Raw genomic sequence first — 20,845 nt, 5'->3', positions numbered from 1 at the left:
TGAAATCACTGACGCTGATTGTGCGTCAAATCTGGGAGCTGAAGACTGAAAGAATAAAAATACTGCCCTCAATCCCCGATTCTCCCCCGACAAACCTGTTCGGTTAACACCTGTAAGCGCTGCACTTCTGTCTCCAGATAATTCAACTCCTCTTCGGTGATTTCATAATGCTCCGAATAGCGCGCATCAATATAGGCTCGTTGCAGACGCCGGAAGCTGCGGCGGTGGAATTTGTTGTCCATCGGGAAAATCTCAGCAAAGGCCAGATCGATTTGTGAACAGAATTTCCCCAACTTTTCGATATTGTGGGATTTGGGTAAGTAATTGGTGCAAGTCAGCAATGTGCAGGCGAAAAACCGTTCCGTCGCTTGATGCAGTTCAAATGCAGACTTTTTGAGTTTGCCGCGATTTTTATCAAATCGATAAGTCACCAGAAAATCAGAAGCACTTTCAAACCACTGCTCATAATGCTTACGGGCTATCTCTCGCAACTCTTCCTCAGTCAAATCCCCCGGCATCGCCAACGGCTTCGGCGTTGCGGCAAACAGTTCGATACCCTCTTCACGGATATCCTTAAAAAAATAGTGACCCTGTTGCAATCGCTCATTCACTTCCTGCAAATCATGCACAATCAACCCGAGCGGTGCGGATTTTACTCTCCGGTCAATTTGCTCTTCGGCCCGCTGCCAAACCACGTCTTCCTCGACCAAAGCAGCTTTATTCACAATCACCAGAATATCGTAATCGCTGATATAACCATTGACCGGATCTTTGACCCAGTTACCTTTCGCATGGCTACCGAACAGAATGATTTTCAGAATACGAAATTCACTTTTACTCGCCGTTTTGCCCTGAAGGTAGTCTTCCAGCGTGTCACGCAGAATCGTTGAAATCGTAGCAAGCTCACGCTGTTTGTATTCCGGCAGATGGTCGAGGGATGTTTTCATAATCGCAACATTGGGTGGTTGTGGATGAATAGCGCTAGCATAAAAGAAGCATTCAACAAAAAACACCGTTTATCATCGTTTTAGCACGGCTCAAAGGTAAAATGCGACGCGGTTCTTTTTTATTTTTTGCCTTTATGATTGTCTCCGCACCCGGCTTCGAGGCATGACACAATGCCCTTCTCTGAATTCTGAGACATGGGGGCTGACACAGAATGTTGAACACGACCTTGTTGACGATAATATGGCTACCGATGAATTACTGAATGAATTGTGTCCGGCAAAGATCGACAACCCCTAGGAAAAATAAACACATCGAATATTATGATTGCCTACTTCGTAAAGCACTTGAATCATCTGAGCATCTTGCAGTTTGAATTTATCCCATGCCCCCACATTTCCTAATACTGGAACTTTCTTCTCTGGCATAGATTCTATAGGGTCACCTAAAAATTGACGAATCTCCTCCATAGTTTTTAACCCCTTCAAATGATGATAAAAATAGTCGGGATTACTCACAACAATCAATTTCAGTTGGCGTGAATGCTGATCAAAATGAAGCTCGACACCATATTGATCTGACTTAATGAAGAACTCACTATCTAACCCACTAATTTTCGAAGGAACATTCCCGCGAATCAAAGACGTAAAACTGGCTTCCCTAACTAAGGATTCATACGTCTTTCCTACAAAATCAAAGTAATTCACTGACATTAATACCACCCATTAGCTCGATTGATTGAATGTAGTTCCTTCCGTGCATTTTCGAGTTGCTTATCTGAGTACCCCTGATTCATCAAGCAGTCCTTAATGGCATCAAAGTTCGAATCTACAGCATTTTCTATATCATTCGCATCTTCTATCTGCTTCTCTAACCTATTTCTACCGCCATAAGTCTCGCTACACTTTCTATGTACGTCTTGAGGAATCGCAATACTCGCAGCAGAGCTTACCAGATCACGTTTTTCTGATTCAATCAGCGGACGTCCAAGTAATTTTTCTGAAGCTCGGAGTAAAGCGGCCTGAGAGGGAATATGGTCAACATCCATCCCATCTTTCGCACTTCTTGCCGCCAGCTCGCCATAAGTCCCAACTTCTAACGGTTTTACTTTTGGCTTATCCGTTTTCTATTTCACCCAACTCAAATCAACCACCCAACCAAGAAAACCATTCAAGGATGAATGGTTAGGCTTTTCCGGGCAGGACGCCCGTAAAAGCCGGTTCTGGAACGCGTGTGACTCCGTCAAACAAAAAAGATTTTCTGGTTCGTCTTTCATCTCTGAAAGATGAACTGGCGCACTGGGCACCGATGCCTCTGAAATTGATGAACACAACTGTGCGTCAAACTGCAACGCCAATGGCTGGAAAAGTAAAAGGGTGATGCTGAGTTTGGGACGCAATGACTTTCTCCGATCTCATTGCCATCTCCGACTGCGCCCCAGTTCCTTTTGATGGATGCAAAAGGAACCAAAAGCATCTTTTTGAGTTCAGCGCACGTCATCAGGGTCGGATTGATTCGCATCCTGCTCAAGCAATCCTGAAAAATCATCCGTGATTTTTCCCCCTGAGTTCAGTGACCAAATTAACTGTTTAAGAATGTTTCACCGCACGCAAATCAACCACCAAACCAAGAAAACCATTCATGGAAGGATGGTTAGGCTTTTTCGGGCAGGACGCCCGTAAAAGCTGGTTCTGGAACGCGTGTGACTCCGTCAAACAAAAAAGATCTTCTGGTTACTCTGGCATCTCTGCAAGAGTAACTAGCGCACAGAACACTGATGCCTCTGAAACCGAAAAACGGAATTGTGCGTCAAATTTGTGAGCCGGAGGCTAAGAAGATAAAACTTGTGATGCGGGTATTTGGTGCGCAATGACTTTCTTCAATCTCATTGCCATCTCCGACTGCGCCCCAGTTCCTTTTGATGGATGTCAAAAGGAACCAAAAGCATCTTTTTGAGTTCAGCGCACGTCATCAGGGTCGGATTGATTCGCATCCTGCTCAAGCAATCCTGAAAAATCATCCGTGATTTTTCCCCCTGAGTTCAGTGACCAAATTAACTGTTTAAGAATGTTTCACCGCACGCAAATCAACCACCCAACCAAGAAAACCATTCATGGAAGAATGGTTAGGCTTTTTCGGGCAGGACGCCCGTAAAAGCCGGTTCTGGAACGCGTGTGACCAAGCCCAACAAAAAAGATTTTCTGGTTCGTCTTTCATCTCTGAAAGATGAACTGGCGCACTGAGTAACAATGTCTCTGAAATTGAGGAACGTAATTGTGCGTCAAATTTGGGAGCCAAAAGCTGGGAAGATAAAAACGTAAAGCACTCAGACTTCATCAATCACAACACTTTCGCACATTTCGCACGATTTAATCGGATTGACCATTTCGTCCTAAAGGCTATACTCTGATTAGATTTAAAACTGTGGGGACTAAGTTATGCGGACATTAACAGCAAATGACGCTAAACGAAATTTTGGTGAGTTGCTTTTAAATGCTCAACGTCAACCAATTAAGATCAGTAAAAATAGTAAAGATGCAGTTGTCGTTATGTCTATACATGACTACGAGGAACTTGAGATGATGAAAGCTGAGTACCTCAAACACTGCTTCATCGCCGCCAAAGATGACTTAGCAAAAGATGATATCGTTGATGGTAAAGACTTTTTGAGTGAGCTGTAATCAGAAATATGCACCATAACCAATATAGACTAAGCCATCTAGCTCAAGCTCATCTACGCAAAGTAAAAAATTATACCATCAGCCACTTTTCTGAACTTCAGTGGCAACGCTACAAAGAAACACTACTCTCAGGCTTTCAAATGCTCGCTGATAACCCGGACTTGAGACGAAGTTGCCATGAAATATACAGTAACGGGTTTTACTTTCCGATTGGGGAACATACTGCTTATTTCACAAAGGAAGATGGTTTTATCCTCGTCGTTGCTGTGTTGGGACAATCTCAATTACCACAAAACCACCTGAAATAATCTAACGGTTCAGCGCACCGAATCAGGGGCGCTTTTATTCGCTCCTGCTCAGCCTTTTTATTAAGGGATAGCTTAAAATTCATCCGTGAATTTTACCCTGAGAGCATCGATCAATTGAGCTTCGTTGATTCAATGTTTCACCCAACTCAAATCAACCACCAAACCAAGAAAACCATTCATGGAAGAATGGTTAGGCTTTTCCGGGCAGGACGCCCGTAAAAGCTGGTTCTGGAACGCGTGTGACTCCGTCAAACAAAAAAGATCTTCTGGTTACTCTTGCATCTCTGCAAGAGTAACTGGCGCACTGGACACCCGATGCCTCTGAAATTGATGAACACAATTGTGCGTCAAATTTCGGTGCCAAAGGCTGGGAAGGTAAAAATGATAGGCTGCTGGTTTGGGACGCAATGACTTTCTTCGATTTCATTAGCTTCTTCGAAAGCGCCCCAGTTCCTTTTGATAGATGTCAAAAGGAACCAAAAACATCTTTTTTGAGTTCAGCGCACGTCATCAGGGTCGGATTGATTCGCATCCTGCTCAAGCAATCCTGAAAAATCATCCGTGATTTTTCCCCCTGAGTTCAGTGACCAAATTAACTGTTTAAGAATGTTTCACTTCATTCAAATCAACCACTAATCAAAGAAAACCATTCAAGGATGAATGGTTAGGCTTTTCCGGGCAGGACGCCCGTAAAAGCTGGTTCTGGACAACGTGTGACCAAGCCCAACAAAAAAGATTTTCTGGTTCGTCTTTCATCTCTGAAAGATGAACTGGCGCACAGAGCATCAATGCCTCTGAAATTGATGAACACAATTGTGCGTCAAACTGCAACGCCGGAGGCTGGAAAAGTAAAAGGGTGATGCTGAGTTTGGGACGCAATGACTTTCTTCGATCTCATTGCCATCTCCGACTGCGCCCCAGTTCCTTTTGATAGATGTCAAAAGGAACCAAAAACATCTTTTTGGGTTCAGCGCGCGTCATCAGGGTCGGATTGATTCGCATCCTGCTCAAGCAATCCTGAAAAATCATCCGTGATTTTTCCCCCTGAGTTCAGTGACCAAATTAACTGTTTAAGAATGTTTCACTTCATTCAAATCAACTACCCACAGAAGAAAACCATTCATGGAAGAATGGTTAGGCTTTTCCGGGTAGGACGCCCGTAAAAGCTGGTTCTGGACAACGTGTGACCAAGCCCAACAAAAAAAGATTTTCTGGTTCGTCTTTCATCTCTGAAAGATGAACTGGCGCACTGAGTAACAATGTCTCTGAAATTGAGGAACGTAATTGTGCGTCAAACTGCAACGCCGGAGGCTGGAAAAGTAAAAGGGTGGTGCTGAGTTTGGGACGCAATGACTTTCTTCGATCTCATTGCCATCTCCGACTGCGCCCCAGTTCCTTTTGATGGATGTCAAAAGGAACCAAAAGCATCTTTTTTGAGTTCGGTGCGCTTAATCAGGGTCGGATTGATTCGCATCCTGCTCAAGCAATCCTGAAAAATCATCCGTGATTTTTCACCCTGAGTTCAGTGACCAAATTAACTGTTTAAGAATGTTTCACTTCATTCAAATCAACTACCCACAGAAGAAAACCATTCATGGAAGAATGGTTAGGCTTTTCCGGGCAGGACGCCCGTAAAAGCTGGTTCTGGACAACGCGCGACCAAGCCCAACAAAAAAGATTTTCTGGTTCGTCTTTCATCTCTGAAAGATGAACTGGCGCACAGAGCATCAATGCCTCTGAAATTGATGAACACAATTGTGCGTCAAATTTCGGTGCCAAAGGCTGGGAAGGTAAAAATGATAGGCTGCTGGTTTGGGACGCAATGACTTTCCTCGATTTCATTAGCATCCCCGAAAGCGCCCCAGTTCCTTTTGATAGATGTCAAAAGGAACCAAAAACATCTTTTTGGGTTCAGCGCGCGTCATCAGGGTCGGATTGATTCGCATCCTGCTCAAGCAATCCTGAAAAATCATCCGTGATTTTTCACCCTGAGTTCAGTGACCAAATTAACTGTTTAAGAATGTTTCACTTCATTCAAATCAACTACCCACAGAAGAAAACCATTCATGGAAGAATGGTTAGGCTTTTCCGGGCAGGACGCCCGTAAAAGCTGGTTCTGGAACGCGTGTGACTCCGTCAAACAAAAAAGATCTTCTGGTTACTCTTGCATCTCTGCAAGAGTAACTGGCGCACAGAACACCGATGCCTCTGAAACCGAAAAACGCCATTGTGCGTCACATTCCGAAGCCAAAGGATGACAAAATAAAAGGTGATGAAATGAAGTGCATCTCACCCCAACCACCCCACAAATCCCCACCACAGATAATCCAACGGCATCAAAACCAAAATCGTGATGACCGCCAACGGGAAGGTCAGTTTCACAAGCTTCACCAACGGTTCATTCGATAACTGCATCGCAATAATCAGTGGTGTAACCTGATATGGGAAAATGATGGTAGAAAAACCGACTACTTGAGTCATCAATACCTCGGGAACCGTAAAGCCGGTGGTCTGTGCTAAATCTGCGGCCATCGGGGTCAGAACGGTCGGGACACCGGGAACCGTGGCGACTAACCCCGTCACCATCGACATCAAAGAAAGTGCCATGAAATTCAGGAAACCGCCCTCTCCCTTTCCGGGGACTAAGTTGCCCAAGACATCGCCCATAATCGAACCAATGCCTGACTGGTTAACTAACGCACCAAGCCCGAGCGTAGCAGCAACAAACACAACCGCCCCGAAATCGATACTCCCGTTGAATGATTTGGGAGGAACAATCCCCCAGCGGGGCAGCAATAATATAATCGCCGCAGCCAGACCAATCCATGCCGGATTCACCCCGTGAACCGTGTCGGTCACCCAGAGTAACAAAGTCACCCCTAAAATGATCCCGACCCGGATTTGCATCGCCGTCTGGTTGGGCTCATCTTGCGATTGCGGCGCTTCATCCCGGGCTTCAGCATTGATATGGGCAGGAAAGATAAATAATGTCAGCGCGACAATCACCAAAGATTTGACGATGCCGAGAACAGGGAAATGTAATAACAGATATTCGGTATAGCCAAAGCTCAGGTCAAATAATGTCTCACTGGCACCGCTTAAGATCATGTTCGGGATATTGGCTGGCAGAATGGCGAAACTCGGCATATTACAGGCCAAAGTGAGTGACGTCGCGATACCGAGACGCCCGTGACTGCCGCTGGAAAAACCGACTTTGTCCGCCAAAGCCATGCCTATCGGAATCATCACCACCGAGCGCCCTACCGAAGAAGGCATCACGAATCCCAGAATCATTGCACTCACAACCAAACCGAAAATAAGACGAAAATAGCTGCCGACAAGGTATGGCGCAATCCGGGATGCCAGTCTTTTTCCTAACCCGGAGAGGCTAATCGCAGAGCCAATAATAAATCCGGAAATAATCAACCACACCGCGGTCGAACCGAATCCGGCAAACAGGATTCCCGGGTCAAGCAACTGGAAGATGGTCACCAGTGCAAAGAAAATCAGGCCGGTTAAAAATGGCGGGAAGAAGCCGGTGCTCCAGCCGGTCAGCGTAACCAGTATCACTGCGGCACTATATGAGACCTTCGGTTGAACGCCTGCCATCGGAAATAAAACCAGCCAGACTGCCAGTATCAGCGCAAAAGCAACTGCAACATGCCGCAACGATACACGGTTGTTCATAGAATTCACCTTGATTGATCTTGATTGCAGAAATAATGAATCCTAAGATAGCCGTTCTGACGTGACGCAAGAAGCCCTGTATATGCCAAACAATGTTCCTGAAGCGACATTACTGCCACCAAGTCAGTTTGCTTATACCATCGATCCGTCTCGCCCGGTGCTCACAAACAGCCGCAGTATGTTGGCAGAAACCCGGATGACGCCTCATGCACACCCCAGAGGTCAGTTGTTATGGGCCGCACAAGGCATTGTCAAAGTGACCAGTGATGAGGCGATTTGGATCGTACCGTCTACCCATGCCGTTTGGATACCGAGTGGCGTGATGCATCAGGTTCAGGCAGAAACATTGACCCAAATGCGTAACTTATATGTTGACCCGTCATTTCCGATTCGGGCGCACCAACAAGGTATCGCGATGCTGAAAATGACGCCGTTAATCCGTGAATTAATTCTGCGACTGGTTGAAGGAAACACGGTGTTATCAGAGGGGCCGATCAGAAGACTCGGACTGGTTTTAATTGACGAGATCGCCACCCTCGATGAGCTGAAAGTCTATTTACCGGCGGGTAAAGATCCGCGATTAAACCGGCTGCTCACCCAGCTTATCAATGAACCCTTACACAATACCTTACCAGAACATAATTCGACGCTGAAACACCGTGCAGCGCGGGTCGGCGCCAGTGTCCGCACCATTGAACGACTGTTTAAAGCAGAAACAGGGATGACTTACCGGCAGTGGTGTAGCAGGCACCGCTTGATCAGTACACTGGAGATTTTAAGGCAGGGGGAAAGCACCAGTCGCGTCGCCTATGAACTTGGCTACAAAAGTGTGAGTAGTTTTATTAGTGCCTTTAAAGCTTTATTCGGATGTACACCGCAGGCATATGCAAAACAAGAAAATCATCAGCTTCCCCCGCTTCTGCCTTAATCTCCCTGTGACGGTCACCCCGCCACAGGGCAACGCTTAATCGACATCGGGCTCAAACAAGCCGCGTTTCATGTAAAATTTCACCCATAATGCCGCAATCAGACTAATCACCAACAAAATACCACCGGTGATGGTGTACACCATCCGGGTCATATTCGGATCCGGTGAATTATTCAATGCCACATACAGCATACTGACAATCCCGATCACCTGAGGCCACGGGTAAAATGGTGTCCGATAGGGACGCTCTTGCTGCGGCAGCCGCCGACGCAGAACAATCACATCAATATGCGCTACGATATAGGCCAACAGCCAGCTGGTCGTTGCCGCAATCACCAGTACGATCAACGCATCAATCTCAAAGCTGAAATAAGAAATCGCGGTACAGACAGAGAGCATCATGATCGCCGCCCAGGGCGCATTGAAGCGATTGATGGCTTTGAGCTGTGGAAAAGCCTGCTTTTGCATCGCCATGCCGTGCAGCATTTTCGGTACCGAAGCCAGTACGGTATTGATGGTGCTACAGGTGGCAGCGAGCGCCATCACGGTTGCAATCACTAACCCACTCTGGCCGAAAACAGCATGGGCGTAATCCAGATACGGCAAAGGCGATCCAACCAGTGTATCAATGTCTAAATAAAGGCTGGCACCATAGGCAAATGCTAAAAAGATGAGAAAAATAAAGAACAGTGACAAATGCATCGCCCGGGGAATGTTCTTGCGCGGCTGTCTGACATCGTTGACCATCGGACAGATAAACTCCACCCCGACCATCATCCACATCGCTAAAGCGATCAACCCGATAAAATGACCGTTCCACACGCCGCTGAAACTCCAGTCAACAGCTTTATCGGCTAGATCCGGATGCGGCTGACTCAGGCCGGTAATCGCGGTCAGTCCAACCAGAATCAAGGCACTGACCAGCACAAATGCCAGAATATTCTGCACACGGGCAAAGACATCAGCGCCAACCAGATTGGTCATCGTGAGTCCCAGTAAAATCAGTAACGGCACGACCTTATCCGGCAGCATCCCCGGAAACAGCTGCGCTAACATGGCATCGACCAGAAACATTTCCACCGGAATGGCCAGAATAGCCACCACGACATAACCGGCAAACACCGCGACAATCGCCGGGAAGTGACCTATCGCTTTTTGCGTATAGGTGGCTAAGGTGCCCTCTTGCGGAAACATCAGAGACAACTCGGCAAAACTCATGGCATTAAACTGGGAGAGCGCCAATGCCGCCACCATCGCGGTGATGAACGACATACCGCCCATCCCGATGCCTTGCGTTGCAGAAATCATTGCGCCCTGCACGATCACCAGACCGATACAGACGGCCATCATGGTCGGCAAACGCATTTTTAACGGTGAACGGGGTGTCATTGACAGTCCCGCAGTATCCATACTTTGTACATGGGTGTGATTGCTCATGTGAAATCCCTCTCATGAATAAAAACAACGTCCTTATTTAAAACCGTTCAAACCGATAAGGTTTCGGATCGACAATCGGTGTCACATCCGACACTAAATCTGCGGCGAGCTGTCCTGCTGCCGGGCCGGTACCAAATCCGTGGCCGGAAAAACCGGTTGCGATGGTCAGGCCGGGAATGGCACCGATGTGATCAATCACCGGTAATGAATCCGGCGTCACATCAATCAGCCCGGCCCAGCTTTCATCAATCCCTATCCCTGCGAACATCGGCCAGGCCTTGGCAAGATTGGTCAGCGCTTCTTGGTTAATCCCTTCATTCACCGACGGGTTCAGGGTTCGTATCCGTTCGAACGGAGAAACATCGTTCGCCTTCCAGCGTCGTGGCAAAGTCAGATCCCGCAGGAAATGACGTCCGAGCGACACGCGCATATAACTGCGCTGCGCCCGTAACTGCGCCAGATAACGCATGCCGATCAGCAAATGATCCAGCGTCAGTGGCGCATCCAGTGCCCCGCGCTGCGTAATGACAAATCCACCGTCGGCATGTCGGCGAAAAGAAAAGTCCGGCGCGGCAAAGGCAATATCCGTCGGCCCTTGGGTCGCTTTTGTGCGCAACACGGAACAGATAATCGGTAATGTCGGAAACGACACACCGTGATTGCCTAAGAAACGTCGCGACCATGCGCCGCTGGCAAGCAGCACTTGAGTGCAGCGGATTTCACCCTGTTCGGTGACTACACCACTGATCCGACCGCCGGCGGTTGCGAGAGCCCTGACGGCACAGTTCTGGACCATCACCGCCCCCTTTTCAATCGCTCGCTGAGCGATAGCACTGGTCGCTATCGCGGGTTCAGCAAATCCGTCGGAAGGGGTATATAGTCCACCGACCCATTTTTCAGTGCCGCCGGGAGCCAACTGATCAATCTGCTGTGGGCTCAGGAGTTGCGAATCCAGTTGTAACGACTCAACGGATTGATGCCATTCTTGATACATCGCCATCTGTTTGTCATTGCGTGCCGCAAAAAGAATCCCGGACTGCTGATAGCCGACGGAACGCTCAAGACGTGCCGGCATTTCAGCCCAGAGTCGATCTGCGGCCTGTGCCAGCGGCACATCCTCAGCATGTCGGTTGGTTTTACGGATCCAGCCGAGGTTACGGGATGACTGTTCCGCGCCGATTTGTCCTTTTTCCAGCAAGACGACCGGAATATTGCGCTCGGCCAGTGCCAACGCGGCACTGACACCGATAATACCGCCCCCGATAATCACTACTTGCGTGGATGCGGGGAGTTGGTCTTGTGTATTGACGGGTTCTAATCTCTGTGTCATCGCTTGATCCTTGCTATTCATTCTCTGAAACATGGCATGTTTTGAACCATTTCTGAACGATGTCCGTTCAGCACAATACCGGCTCGTCCCAAAGATTCAGTTTGACGCCAATGCCCTGCGCGAGTGCATTGCGGTAAATCACCGTCGCCCACGCCACATCTTCGACCGGTAAACCACCGACAGACATGATGATGATCTCTTCATCGTTCTGGCGACCGGGCACTTCACCGGAGACTATCTCACCGATATCTTCCAGCTGATCGAGGGTGATTTTGCCTTCGGCGATCATGTCCATAAAACGTACGCCGATGACCGGAATATGGTGATGAGCCGGCTTGGGCACTTCTTCGTACCAAGCTTGATACAGGCCGGTATTATCAAGCACTTTGCGAATGTCATCCTGCTCCATCCCCTCATCAAGACGACAATAGGCTGGCATCGCCAGAAAAGCGCCCGGTTTGACCCATTCCCGTTTGACGATCGGATAGGTTGAGGGGTCTCCGGTCTCGCCCGAATTGCAGTATGTGACAATATCGGCGCCCCGCACCACCTCTTCCAGTGAATCGACAATCTCGATTGTGGTGATCTGCGGATAAGTCGCTGCCACCCAAGTGAGGAAGCTATCGAGGCTTTGCTGTCCGCGGCCTTTGACTTGAATGGTATCAATCTGAGGACAGGCGGTCATAAAAGCTGCCACGGCGGTTTTGCCCATCACACCGGGGCCAAGCAAACCGATGACTTTCGAATCCGGACGCGCCAGATAACGGGCGCCCACTCCCGGTACGGCACCGGTACGATAAGCCGATAACAGGTTGGCGGACATATAGGCCAGTGGCGCACCGGTTTCAATATCGTTGAGGATAAACATGAGGATCGAACGGGGCAGACCTTTCTCGCGGTTGGCAATGTTGGAGCCATACCATTTGACGCCACACGTCTGGAAACTGCCGCCGAGATAAGCCGGCATCGCCATCAAACGGCGATCAGCGGTCGGTTTCGGCATGGTCGGAAAAGGCGACTCTTCCGGAAAAATGACCATGGCGCCGTGAGAATCATTATTCGCCCCAGCCATACGATAATCGCCCTGCCACAGCAGAGCAAACATCGCTTCCATAGTATCGACACAGCTTGGCATATCGGTCACGCCGGCTTTGAGCATGTCCTGCTCCGACAGGTAAATAAAATCAATTTTGGTACGTTCTGACATCACATCACCTCAAAAAATAGGGGGTAGAATGGGTATGCCGTGTTCCGGGTCACCGCGGTGTCAGTCATCGACCTTCCCTGGCGAATCACATCAGATGAACAACGGATAGTTTGGATGGTAGAGCGCCCGACAGACAGCGTATTGAATTTTTGCGACATGACACGAATATTGATAAAAGCCCCAATATTGGCACCACGTTTGCTTCTCACTCTATTCGGATGGGTTTATCCCGAAAAAGCAGGTGTCATTATGTCCAACGCTTCGATTGTCAGTCGTGTGGCAGGTATTCACGCCAAACAGCCTTGGTTTGTCTTGAGTGCCGCGCAGGATTTTTCGCTTTGTTCCTCGGAAATTCCGGAGGTGTCTCACTTCTATAGTTTTGAAGCTGACCAATCCGCCGCTCTGACTCTCGCGATCCCCGACGGCTGTATCGACATTCTGTTCGATTGTGACGCCACCTCTCCGGCAGCATACGTTTGCGGTACGACCCTCGAAGCAACCCGGGCCAATTTTGTCCATCAGCATCGCTATTTCGGGGTTCGGTTTGTGCCGGGAGTCATTCCCGATTTTCTCGATGCGTCGGCCAGTGAAATGGTCAACCATTTACTGCGGTTACATGAGGTCGTGCCAAGGTGTCACGCACTGTTCGAACAAGTCGTCAGTACGCCAACGTTTGTCGGGCAAGTCAGGCTGACGCAGCAATTTCTCAAGAAAAAGCTGTTGCACAGTCACAGGAAACGGCGTTTTTCGCCGCTGACATCACAAGCGATGCAGCATATTTTTCATCATCAAGGGAATATTCAGATCCAGCAGTTAGAGGCGATGACCGGCTATACCAGCCGCACGTTACAACGCCAGTTTCTCAATGATCTGGGACTGTCCCCCAAAGCATTCAGCCGGATCATCCGTTGCCAGTCAGCGGTCTATCATATCAACCACCACCAGCAGGTGGTCTTTTCCGACTTAGCCTATGGACTGGGATTCAGTGATCAGGCTCATTTTTTGAGAGAATTCAAGCGGTTGGTCAGTGCGACGCCCCTCGATTACCAGAAGCGGGTCAAACATGAGACTTATCTGAGCCGGATTCGCTACAACTGACCTCATTTTGTGCATTTTTGCACCAATTCAGTACCGATAAACATTCATTACAGACAAATATTCATTAGAGACAAACATGCCTTAGATACAAACATGCTTTAGAAACAAATAAGATTTGCGCGTGTCAGGGTCGATATCAGAGCGGTCAGAACGACAAAACAAAAGGCTCTCAGATTTGAATTCTCAGAGCCTTGATGATGTTTGGCGGATCTCAGCCGCTCATTGATTGCTTAACGGATCGACATGCGCAAACCCAGCGCTTGTCTTATCAGTCTGACATAAACAATCAGTCTGACATAAAAATAGGGTTAATGAGTAGAGATCCACTCCTTCAGCGTATTGTATACGGTGCTGGTCAACCGGGTACCACAGTTGCGGGATGATGAACCGGTTGTATGAATCCCGCGGACGATGTTACTGCTATCGCGGATGCCGCTACCACTTTCGCCCCCTGCAGTATCGATTGTATAACAGATACGGTAAGAAGAGATGGTATTGGTCGCACCGGAGTCAGTCCACAGCGTCCCGCGGCTTTTATCGCCCGGATATCCGGTCACCGAATGCGTACCGCCGGAATAAACGCCCCAGCCAGAAGACCCGCCATGTGGGGCTTTTTGCAATACGATTAACGCATAATCATAGTTAGAATTGCGGTTATTGAACCAAGCTTTGGTGGTGACCGCAGTTTTCCACCCGGTGGTGCCCCAAGGTTTGGTCGAACCATTCTGCCCGGCGGCGAAATCCAGATTCTTATACCAGCTACCACGACCGTCTGCCACACAGTGACCTGCTGTCAGCACATATTTACTCCCAATCAGCGTTCCGGTACATCCCACTGAAATGTGGCCGATATACTTGTAAGGTGCAGCTGTTGTATTGGTGATCCGGGTTCGATCATCACGACCAATGACCACCCCCTGAATATCCTCTTCTTCTCCGGTCAATTCAGGTTTCACCGTTGATTCCTGTTCCGGTGTGGTAAATAAAGTGGCATCCAGACCCAGATCATCAAATGTTTTAATTGCGTCCTCAAGCGCCTGCAATGTTTCTGCTGAAATCTCAGCGGTGGATTGGTTGCCGTCCCGGTCAACCGCAATCGCGCCCATAGCATCTGCCCGATCAACAACAGAGTCACTGAACGTCGGATCATCATTGGTAAACTCCGGGGGCTCAACGATATTCACACCATCGATAAAGTTGGCTTTCTGAGCGATTTCGGTAAATTGTGTTAAATCACTGGCCTGAACTCCCAGTGAACACAAGCCGATGATTGAGAGGGATAAGATTCTAAACTTCATTTTGTATTCCTTTATATTCAGATTAGAAAGTAAACAGCGTTCTGACATCCTGACGTTGTTTGAGTATGTTGAGCATTCATACACAACAATATGCATATTAGTCTAATTATAAATCTCGCGAAAGTGTGAATCAGTACGCATTGCATATCCGAATATCCAGACGTGATCTGCTCCCCAAAAGAACAAATGCCAGTCAGCATAACTGACTGGCATGACCCAGCGGTGAAACCTTTACTTTGCAAGCTGACAATCAGCGGACGATCAATCCCAGCAGAATCCCGATAGCACCAAAGTCCGAATCACTGAACGTGGTATTGGCAAAGCCTAAATCACCCAAGACGGGCAATAGGAATACCGGCAGGAATGTAATCAACAGTCCCTGAGCGAAAGCGCCTAAAATAGCGCCGCGTCGCCCGCCGGTTGCGTTACCGAACACCCCGGCAGCAGCACCGACGAAAAAGTGAGGTACCACACCGGGAATGATGATGGTTAAATTCATCAGGTAGAGCAGCAACATCCCGACTAAACCGGCGGCAAAACTCGACAGGAAACCGACCAATACCGCATTCGGCGCATAGGGAAAGACCACCGGACAATCCAGTGCGGGTTTGGCATTGGGCACCAGCTTATCGGATATACCTTTAAAGGCCGGCACGATTTCAGCGATAATCATCCGTACCCCTTGCAGGATGACATACACCCCACCGGCAAAAGTGATCGACTGAATTAAAGCAAACATAAACCAGTGCTTACCACCACTGACCTCACGCACATAATCACCACCGGCGAACAGACAGGTAATGATAAAAATAATGCCCATGGTGAATGAGATCGCAACGGGTGTATCGCGCAGGAACAATAAGCTTTTAGGTACATTCATATCTTCTGTTGAATGTTCTTTATTACCCAGTTTACTGCCGATAAATCCGGCAAGCACATAAGACAGGGTTGAAAAGTGACCAATCGCGACATCATCCGAGCCGGTGACCTGTTTCATGTAGCGGTGAGCGATGGCAGGGAAAAACACCATCACGCAACCGACCACAACCGATCCCAAAGCAATCAGCGGTACGCCTTTCATCCCGCTGGTGGCAAGAATCGCAGCCACCATCATCGACATAAACAGCGTGTGATGCCCGGTCAAAAAGATAAATTTCCACGGTGTAAAACGGGCAATCAGAATATTCACCAGCATCGCAAAAAACATGATCATCGCCATTTCACGGCCAAATGATTTCTGCGCAATCGAGACGATCGCCTCATTGTTCGGAACGACACCGGTAATCCCGAAAGCGTGCTGAAAAATCGTGGCGAAGTCACCGAGCGAGCCGACAACCAACCCCGCCCCGGCACCTAAAATAATAAATCCCAGAATGGTTTTGACCGTGCCTTTGATACATTCCGTCACTGATTTTTTCTGTGCGATGAGACCAATCAAAGCGATTACACCAACCAGCACAGAGGGTTCGGACAGCACATCATTCATTAAGAAATTAAAGAACTCCATCGCGCCTCCTCCTTACAGATAACCCAGCTCTTGCAGAGCCACGGACAAACGTGCTTTCATCGCCGCTTTGTCCACCATGTTATCCAGTGCAACAATACGTGGCTCTACCGCTAAGGTGTTTAACTGCTCAGCAATATCATTGGTGCCAACGAAGATGTCACAATCGGTTCCTTTGGCGGAACCGAGATCAACATGATCCACGCTCGCCTCAACATTCAGTTCTTTCACAATGGCTTTAATGCTCATTTCCATCATCAGGCTGGTGCCAAGACCATTGCCGCATACAACGATAATTTTCATCATTCAGACCTTTATTTTTAGAGGGTGTAAGGAGATAAAATTTAATATTGTTCAATCACCGCAAGCACATCATCTTTGCTGTTCGCATTGCAAATCTGTTGTACATGCGCTTCATTCATAAATAGTTCAGCCAATTGCGCAATCGCTTCAATGTGGCTGTTACTGTCTGTTGCCGCTAAGGTCACCAGCATTTTGATCGGATCATTTTCTTCGGCATGAAAATTCACACCTTGTTGAATCACCGTTATCGCCAGCGCCATGCGGTTGACGCCATCTTCCGGGCGGGCATGGGGCATCGCCATGCCGGGGCCAACCACATAATAAGGCCCGATCGATTCATGCGAGCGACAAATGGCGTCCACATAACCGGGTTCGATTGCATGATTGTCAATCAAAGCCGCACACGATTTTTCAATCGCATCCTTCCAGTCGGCCGCATCAGAATAAATGCGCACCACATCAGGTGTTATCAGTTCACGTAGCATGGTTTTGTTCCAACGTTGTTGTGTGGTTTAGTGACACTTTACAGAACAACATGTCAGAAAAATCTTAAATTGATCACAAATGATAGCGCTATCTGATAGCGCTATCATTTGTGTGATGCAGGTTGTATTTTGAGTGTGCCTGAAGATGGAATGAATTGAATCAAGACACTGATACGTTAGTATCGGGCTGATAACCAACAGGATCACCGACAAGCTGTGGTAAAATCCCAGCGCAGCAAACCTATGACATAAAATTGGAACAATGAGCAGACCCCGTAAACGAAGAAGTACCGGTAGCATCACGTTAGCTGATGTCGCCCGCAAAGCAGGTGTCGGCACGATGACGGTGTCGCGTGCACTAAGAACGCCGGATCTCGTCTCCGATCACCTCAGAGAAAAGATTCAGCAAGTGGTGGATGAGCTCGGTTATATCCCGAATAAAGCAGCAGGGACACTCGCATCAGCCGAAAGCCACTCCATCGCACTGGTCATTCCGTCACTGTTTGAAAAAGCTTGTGCGGTTTTCCTGCCCAACTTTCAACACGCCCTCAATAAAGCAGGCTATCAGTTACTGATCGGCTACAGTGATTATTCAATCACTCAGGAAGAAAAACTGATCTCCACATTCTTAGAAAGCCGCCCGGCGGGCGTCGTGCTGTTCGGACAGGAACATACCCAGCGCACCCACCAGCTCCTGAAATCGACCAATACCATTGTGTTAGAGATCGCAGAACAAGGCTCCAAAGCGAACTACTTCAATATCGGTTTTGATTACTTTGATGTCGGGAAAACATGTACCCGACACCTGATTGAGCAAGGCTTTCGGCATATCGGCTTTATCGGTGCACGCGGTGACCATTTTACTTTGCAGCATCAGCTACATGGCTGGCAAAGTGCGATGATCGAGAACTATCTGACCCCCGACCATTTTTTAACCACCCCGGATGCGCCCTCTTCCCGGTTAGGTGCTGAAGGGCTGGCGAAATTGCTGCTCCGGGATTCCGTCTTGGATGCCTTGGTATGCAGCCATGAAGATATTGCCATCGGCGCATTATTTGAGTGTCACCGCAGACTGCTGAAAGTACCGAAAGATATGGCGATTATGTGTCTTGAAGGCTCATCGATGGGAGAACATGCCTACCCGAGCCTGACCTGTGCGGAATTTGACTATGAGACAATGGGTCTCAAAGCCGCCGAAAAGCTGATACAAGCCATCAAAGGGGGGTTATTGGAGTCATCTACGACGCTGAAGTATAAACTCAAACGAAGAGCCAGTACGGTCGGTTGATACCAGTGCATTGGTAGATATTAGTACGTCGGTAGATATCAGTACGGTGATTCATAGCAGCGACGCCACTCGATTGGCAAATCATACGGTGAGCAACGCATCGGGATCACTCCGCCTGTTTTATGAATCCGTTAAGCCGTCAACAGAAAATAGATCACCACCGCCCCGGACGGTGATGATTTGACTCACTTTCACGCTCCGGATTAATGATCCAGCGTTGCTCCCCCATCGACACGCAGGTCATGCATGGTGATCTGACGGGCAGCATCAGACATTAAAAACAGCACACTATTGGCGATATCAACCGGCTCGGCCATTTTTCGCAAAGGAATCCCCAGACGATATTGGGCAAGATTTCCTTCAATCACCTGCTGTTCCCCATAATTGTCATGCCACAGTTGCGTCTGCATGTCTGTTCTGGTGGAACCCGGACTGACGATATTGCAACGAATCCCGAATTCCGCCAGCTCCAGTGCGCAGCACTTGACCAGCATATGTAATGCAGATTTAGAGGCCGCATAGGCACCAATATTCAGTCTTGGCGTATTCGCGGCATTCGAACCGATGATCACCATGTTTCCCGACTGACGCTGTTTCATCCCTTTTGCGACCTGCTGCATCATGGTCAAAGTCCCGAAAGTATTGATATGAAACATCTGCTGAATCTCTTCGACCGACATTGCATGAACACTGCCGCTGCTGAGCACCCCGGCACAACTGACAAAGTGATCGAACTGATATTCACTGCACAGCTGTGCGACTTGCTGTGCTAACTGGTTATCCAGCAAGTCAATGGCGTAGTAATCGAGCTGAGTCGTATATTTTTGTTGCACCCCCGCCAACGCTGCCTCAAGAGCATGGATACAACGATCCGTTGCGACAACCTTGTACCCCTCCGCCAGTAACCGTTCGAGGACGGCATAGCCAATCCCCTGACTGGCACCGGTCAGTAAAACCGTTTGATGATGTTGATTCAACCCTCTGTCTCCTGTTTTCAGTTTTCAGTTTTCAGTGAACGATAGCCACGATGAACAAGCTCAAATAAGATAAATTATCATTTGAAATTGATAATTGTTCTCATCTATAATCCTACCAATATTTTGTGTATGAAACAAATGGCAAATCTTTGTCATCACATTTGAAAGAGGTAATTATGAAACGTGAAGTTGTCGGCTTCTCCCAAATGGCTCAATCCCTCTTGGAGCAAGAATTAGAGAGCGCACCATTTTTCTTTGCATCACCAAACAGTTCTATGCTGGGTGTGGGGATTGAACAGCAGTTGCATCAAGCCATACCGTTTACGGAGCTGGCCCGGCACGCAACCCAAATGCTTGAGCAGGCAAAAACATCGGACAATGACAATCCGGTCTTATTCGCCACGGTGCCGTTCGATGAAAATACGCCAACGAAGTTTTTTATCCCACAAAAGTTGTATGTCTCCGGTAGTCCCCGGGCATGTAAAAATGACGCGTCGGGCTCGAACAAAGCCACGGTGATTTCACCACCGACCGGCGATGACTATAAACAAGGGGTCTCCACGTTATTAAATCTGTTCAATACCACCGAGCTTTCTAAGGTTGTTCTGTCTCGTTCGGTTCGTATCGCCACCGATCAAGCCATTAACCAGATCGCCCTGCTCAGAAATCTGCTGGCGATTAACGCTCGCGGCTACACCTTTGCTGCCGATATCGGCGGCAATGCCAAACTGATGGGAGCCAGCCCTGAGTTATTGCTGGCAAAAAAAGGCGGCCACGTCGTTTCAAACCCGCTGGCCGGATCCCGACCTAAGTCAGCCAATGCGTCAGACAATCAGCGCTCCCATAGTGCGCTGCTCGATACCCAAAAAGATTTGAACGAACATAGTTTTGTGGTGGAAGAAGTCGAAAAAGTATTAAGCCGCTACTGCCGTAACCTCTTCACGCCGATGGTGCCATCGGTCATCGAAACCGAAACGATGCTTCACCTCTCAACCGTTTTAGAAGGCGAAGCGATTGACCCGAATGTGAATGCTTTACAGATTGCAGCAGAACTTCACCCGACGCCCGCAGTGTGCGGTTTTCCAAGGCTGTCGGCTTATCAGGCCATCAAGCAGCTCGAAACATTTGAGCGCGGCTACTTCAGTGGCATGATTGGCTGGTGTGATGCGCGGGGGAATGGCGAGTGGGTCGTGACGATTCGCTGTGCCGAAGTCAGTCAACGCGAAATGTGTATTTTTGCCGGTGCCGGAATTGTCAACGAGTCTTCTCCGCAAAGCGAACTGGAAGAAACCGGCGCAAAGATGAGCACCATTCTGAAAGCGGCCGGGATTCAACTTGATGATCGACTCATCGCGTAAGAGGACATGCC

At 48.4% G+C, this 20,845-nt stretch carries 20 protein-coding genes; 8 read left to right on the top strand and 12 right to left on the bottom strand.

The window, feature by feature from the left end; translation table 11 throughout:
- Nucleotides 1-68: 68 nt before the first annotated feature.
- From OCV37_RS06395 to OCV37_RS06385, 3 genes are all read right to left on the bottom strand, one after another.
- On the bottom strand, nucleotides 69-947 hold the full coding sequence (locus OCV37_RS06395; RefSeq protein WP_038178436.1) for a HEPN domain-containing protein: 879 nt from the start codon (nucleotides 945-947) through the stop codon (nucleotides 69-71).
- A gap of 294 nt (nucleotides 948-1,241) precedes the next feature.
- The gene (locus OCV37_RS06390; protein ID WP_038178289.1) at nucleotides 1,242-1,658 is read right to left on the bottom strand and encodes a hypothetical protein; all 417 of its coding nucleotides are present in this window, start codon (nucleotides 1,656-1,658) and stop codon (nucleotides 1,242-1,244) included.
- Nucleotides 1,658-1,993: a hypothetical protein gene (locus OCV37_RS06385; protein WP_038178288.1), complete on the bottom strand. Its 336-nt coding sequence runs from the start codon at nucleotides 1,991-1,993 to the stop codon at nucleotides 1,658-1,660. Before OCV37_RS06385 ends, OCV37_RS06390 begins: the two co-directional genes overlap by 1 nt.
- Nucleotides 1,994-2,178: 185 nt before the next feature.
- Between OCV37_RS06385 and OCV37_RS06380 the strand changes: the two genes are divergently transcribed.
- The 4 genes from OCV37_RS06380 (at nucleotide 2,179) to OCV37_RS06365 (ending at nucleotide 6,192) form a co-directional block, all read left to right on the top strand.
- Entirely contained in the window at nucleotides 2,179-2,325 is a 147-nt protein-coding gene (locus OCV37_RS06380) for a hypothetical protein (protein WP_157634856.1), read from the top strand.
- Nucleotides 2,326-3,383: 1,058 nt separating this feature from the next.
- Nucleotides 3,384-3,626 (top strand): type II toxin-antitoxin system Phd/YefM family antitoxin, encoded by a 243-nt coding sequence (locus OCV37_RS06375; protein ID WP_059120589.1) that lies wholly within the window; start codon nucleotides 3,384-3,386, stop codon nucleotides 3,624-3,626.
- An 8-nt stretch (nucleotides 3,627-3,634) separates the two neighbouring features.
- Nucleotides 3,635-3,934, top strand: a complete 300-nt coding sequence (locus OCV37_RS06370) for a type II toxin-antitoxin system RelE/ParE family toxin (protein ID WP_261888136.1) — start codon at nucleotides 3,635-3,637, stop codon at nucleotides 3,932-3,934.
- Between the two features lie 2,066 nt (nucleotides 3,935-6,000).
- Nucleotides 6,001-6,192: a hypothetical protein gene (locus tag OCV37_RS06365; RefSeq protein WP_261888135.1), complete on the top strand. Its 192-nt coding sequence runs from the start codon at nucleotides 6,001-6,003 to the stop codon at nucleotides 6,190-6,192.
- A 31-nt stretch (nucleotides 6,193-6,223) separates the two neighbouring features.
- Here the strand turns inward: OCV37_RS06365 and OCV37_RS06360 are convergent, their stop codons facing one another.
- Nucleotides 6,224-7,621, bottom strand: coding sequence for an SLC13 family permease (locus tag OCV37_RS06360; RefSeq protein ID WP_038181179.1), 1,398 nt, complete (start codon nucleotides 7,619-7,621; stop codon nucleotides 6,224-6,226).
- An 82-nt stretch (nucleotides 7,622-7,703) separates the two neighbouring features.
- Here OCV37_RS06360 and OCV37_RS06355 point away from each other — a divergent pair, with 82 nt between their 5' ends.
- Nucleotides 7,704-8,549, top strand: coding sequence for an AraC family transcriptional regulator (locus OCV37_RS06355; protein WP_038181250.1), 846 nt, complete (start codon nucleotides 7,704-7,706; stop codon nucleotides 8,547-8,549).
- Between the two features lie 36 nt (nucleotides 8,550-8,585).
- On the opposite strand, the gene OCV37_RS06350 is transcribed toward OCV37_RS06355, so the two are convergent.
- From OCV37_RS06350 to OCV37_RS06340, 3 genes are all read right to left on the bottom strand, one after another.
- Entirely contained in the window at nucleotides 8,586-9,986 is a 1,401-nt protein-coding gene (locus tag OCV37_RS06350) for an APC family permease (RefSeq protein ID WP_038181181.1), read from the bottom strand.
- Between the two features lie 37 nt (nucleotides 9,987-10,023).
- Entirely contained in the window at nucleotides 10,024-11,316 is a 1,293-nt protein-coding gene (locus OCV37_RS06345; RefSeq protein ID WP_038181184.1) for an NAD(P)/FAD-dependent oxidoreductase, read from the bottom strand.
- A 67-nt stretch (nucleotides 11,317-11,383) separates the two neighbouring features.
- Nucleotides 11,384-12,523, bottom strand: coding sequence for a tyramine oxidase subunit B (locus tag OCV37_RS06340; protein ID WP_038181187.1), 1,140 nt, complete (start codon nucleotides 12,521-12,523; stop codon nucleotides 11,384-11,386).
- Between the two features lie 249 nt (nucleotides 12,524-12,772).
- On the opposite strand from OCV37_RS06340, the gene OCV37_RS06335 reads away from it, so the two are divergent.
- Nucleotides 12,773-13,621, top strand: coding sequence for a helix-turn-helix domain-containing protein (locus OCV37_RS06335; RefSeq protein ID WP_038181190.1), 849 nt, complete (start codon nucleotides 12,773-12,775; stop codon nucleotides 13,619-13,621).
- Between the two features lie 308 nt (nucleotides 13,622-13,929).
- Here the strand turns inward: OCV37_RS06335 and OCV37_RS06330 are convergent, their stop codons facing one another.
- The 4 genes from OCV37_RS06330 to OCV37_RS06315 form a co-directional block, all read right to left on the bottom strand.
- Complete coding sequence (locus tag OCV37_RS06330) at nucleotides 13,930-14,919, bottom strand: trypsin-like serine peptidase (protein WP_038181193.1); 990 nt, start codon at nucleotides 14,917-14,919, stop codon at nucleotides 13,930-13,932.
- Between the two features lie 250 nt (nucleotides 14,920-15,169).
- Nucleotides 15,170-16,426 carry a PTS ascorbate transporter subunit IIC gene (locus tag OCV37_RS06325; protein WP_038181196.1) on the bottom strand — a complete coding sequence of 419 codons (1,257 nt, stop codon included), beginning with the start codon at nucleotides 16,424-16,426 and terminating at the stop codon, nucleotides 15,170-15,172.
- Nucleotides 16,427-16,438: 12 nt separating this feature from the next.
- Nucleotides 16,439-16,726 (bottom strand): PTS sugar transporter subunit IIB, encoded by a 288-nt coding sequence (locus tag OCV37_RS06320; protein WP_038181200.1) that lies wholly within the window; start codon nucleotides 16,724-16,726, stop codon nucleotides 16,439-16,441.
- Nucleotides 16,727-16,767: 41 nt separating this feature from the next.
- The gene (locus OCV37_RS06315) at nucleotides 16,768-17,211 is read right to left on the bottom strand and encodes a PTS sugar transporter subunit IIA (RefSeq protein WP_038181202.1); all 444 of its coding nucleotides are present in this window, start codon (nucleotides 17,209-17,211) and stop codon (nucleotides 16,768-16,770) included.
- 262 nt (nucleotides 17,212-17,473) lie between these two features.
- Here OCV37_RS06315 and OCV37_RS06310 point away from each other — a divergent pair, with 262 nt between their 5' ends.
- Complete coding sequence (locus OCV37_RS06310) at nucleotides 17,474-18,499, top strand: LacI family DNA-binding transcriptional regulator (RefSeq protein WP_038181205.1); 1,026 nt, start codon at nucleotides 17,474-17,476, stop codon at nucleotides 18,497-18,499.
- A 203-nt stretch (nucleotides 18,500-18,702) separates the two neighbouring features.
- Here the strand turns inward: OCV37_RS06310 and OCV37_RS06305 are convergent, their stop codons facing one another.
- Complete coding sequence (locus OCV37_RS06305) at nucleotides 18,703-19,476, bottom strand: 2,3-dihydro-2,3-dihydroxybenzoate dehydrogenase (protein ID WP_038181208.1); 774 nt, start codon at nucleotides 19,474-19,476, stop codon at nucleotides 18,703-18,705.
- Between the two features lie 176 nt (nucleotides 19,477-19,652).
- On the opposite strand from OCV37_RS06305, the gene OCV37_RS06300 reads away from it, so the two are divergent.
- The gene (locus OCV37_RS06300; protein WP_038181209.1) at nucleotides 19,653-20,834 is read left to right on the top strand and encodes an isochorismate synthase; all 1,182 of its coding nucleotides are present in this window, start codon (nucleotides 19,653-19,655) and stop codon (nucleotides 20,832-20,834) included.
- Nucleotides 20,835-20,845: the final 11 nt, after the last annotated feature.

Origin of the sequence: Vibrio rhizosphaerae (assembly GCF_024347095.1) — a bacterium.
Classification (GTDB): domain Bacteria; phylum Pseudomonadota; class Gammaproteobacteria; order Enterobacterales; family Vibrionaceae; genus Vibrio; species Vibrio rhizosphaerae.
Note: the sequence above shows the minus strand (reverse complement) of the source record. Positions and strands in the feature narration are given on the sequence as shown.

What these genes read in the sequence shown, in the direction of transcription:
- OCV37_RS06395 (WP_038178436.1), bottom strand. Translation starts at nt 947, where the DNA reads ATGAAAACATCCCTCGACCATCTGCCGGAATACAAACAGCGTGAGCTT.
- OCV37_RS06390 (WP_038178289.1), bottom strand. Translation starts at nt 1,658, where the DNA reads ATGTCAGTGAATTACTTTGATTTTGTAGGAAAGACGTATGAATCCTTA.
- OCV37_RS06385 (WP_038178288.1), bottom strand. Translation starts at nt 1,993, where the DNA reads ATGGATGTTGACCATATTCCCTCTCAGGCCGCTTTACTCCGAGCTTCA.
- OCV37_RS06375 (WP_059120589.1), top strand. Translation starts at nt 3,384, where the DNA reads ATGCGGACATTAACAGCAAATGACGCTAAACGAAATTTTGGTGAGTTG.
- OCV37_RS06370 (WP_261888136.1), top strand. Translation starts at nt 3,635, where the DNA reads ATGCACCATAACCAATATAGACTAAGCCATCTAGCTCAAGCTCATCTA.
- OCV37_RS06365 (WP_261888135.1), top strand. Translation starts at nt 6,001, where the DNA reads ATGGAAGAATGGTTAGGCTTTTCCGGGCAGGACGCCCGTAAAAGCTGG.
- OCV37_RS06360 (WP_038181179.1), bottom strand. Translation starts at nt 7,621, where the DNA reads ATGAACAACCGTGTATCGTTGCGGCATGTTGCAGTTGCTTTTGCGCTG.
- OCV37_RS06355 (WP_038181250.1), top strand. Translation starts at nt 7,704, where the DNA reads ATGCCAAACAATGTTCCTGAAGCGACATTACTGCCACCAAGTCAGTTT.
- OCV37_RS06350 (WP_038181181.1), bottom strand. Translation starts at nt 9,986, where the DNA reads ATGAGCAATCACACCCATGTACAAAGTATGGATACTGCGGGACTGTCA.
- OCV37_RS06345 (WP_038181184.1), bottom strand. Translation starts at nt 11,316, where the DNA reads ATGACACAGAGATTAGAACCCGTCAATACACAAGACCAACTCCCCGCA.
- OCV37_RS06340 (WP_038181187.1), bottom strand. Translation starts at nt 12,523, where the DNA reads ATGTCAGAACGTACCAAAATTGATTTTATTTACCTGTCGGAGCAGGAC.
- OCV37_RS06335 (WP_038181190.1), top strand. Translation starts at nt 12,773, where the DNA reads ATGTCCAACGCTTCGATTGTCAGTCGTGTGGCAGGTATTCACGCCAAA.
- OCV37_RS06330 (WP_038181193.1), bottom strand. Translation starts at nt 14,919, where the DNA reads ATGAAGTTTAGAATCTTATCCCTCTCAATCATCGGCTTGTGTTCACTG.
- OCV37_RS06325 (WP_038181196.1), bottom strand. Translation starts at nt 16,426, where the DNA reads ATGGAGTTCTTTAATTTCTTAATGAATGATGTGCTGTCCGAACCCTCT.
- OCV37_RS06320 (WP_038181200.1), bottom strand. Translation starts at nt 16,726, where the DNA reads ATGAAAATTATCGTTGTATGCGGCAATGGTCTTGGCACCAGCCTGATG.
- OCV37_RS06315 (WP_038181202.1), bottom strand. Translation starts at nt 17,211, where the DNA reads ATGCTACGTGAACTGATAACACCTGATGTGGTGCGCATTTATTCTGAT.
- OCV37_RS06310 (WP_038181205.1), top strand. Translation starts at nt 17,474, where the DNA reads ATGAGCAGACCCCGTAAACGAAGAAGTACCGGTAGCATCACGTTAGCT.
- OCV37_RS06300 (WP_038181209.1), top strand. Translation starts at nt 19,653, where the DNA reads ATGAAACGTGAAGTTGTCGGCTTCTCCCAAATGGCTCAATCCCTCTTG.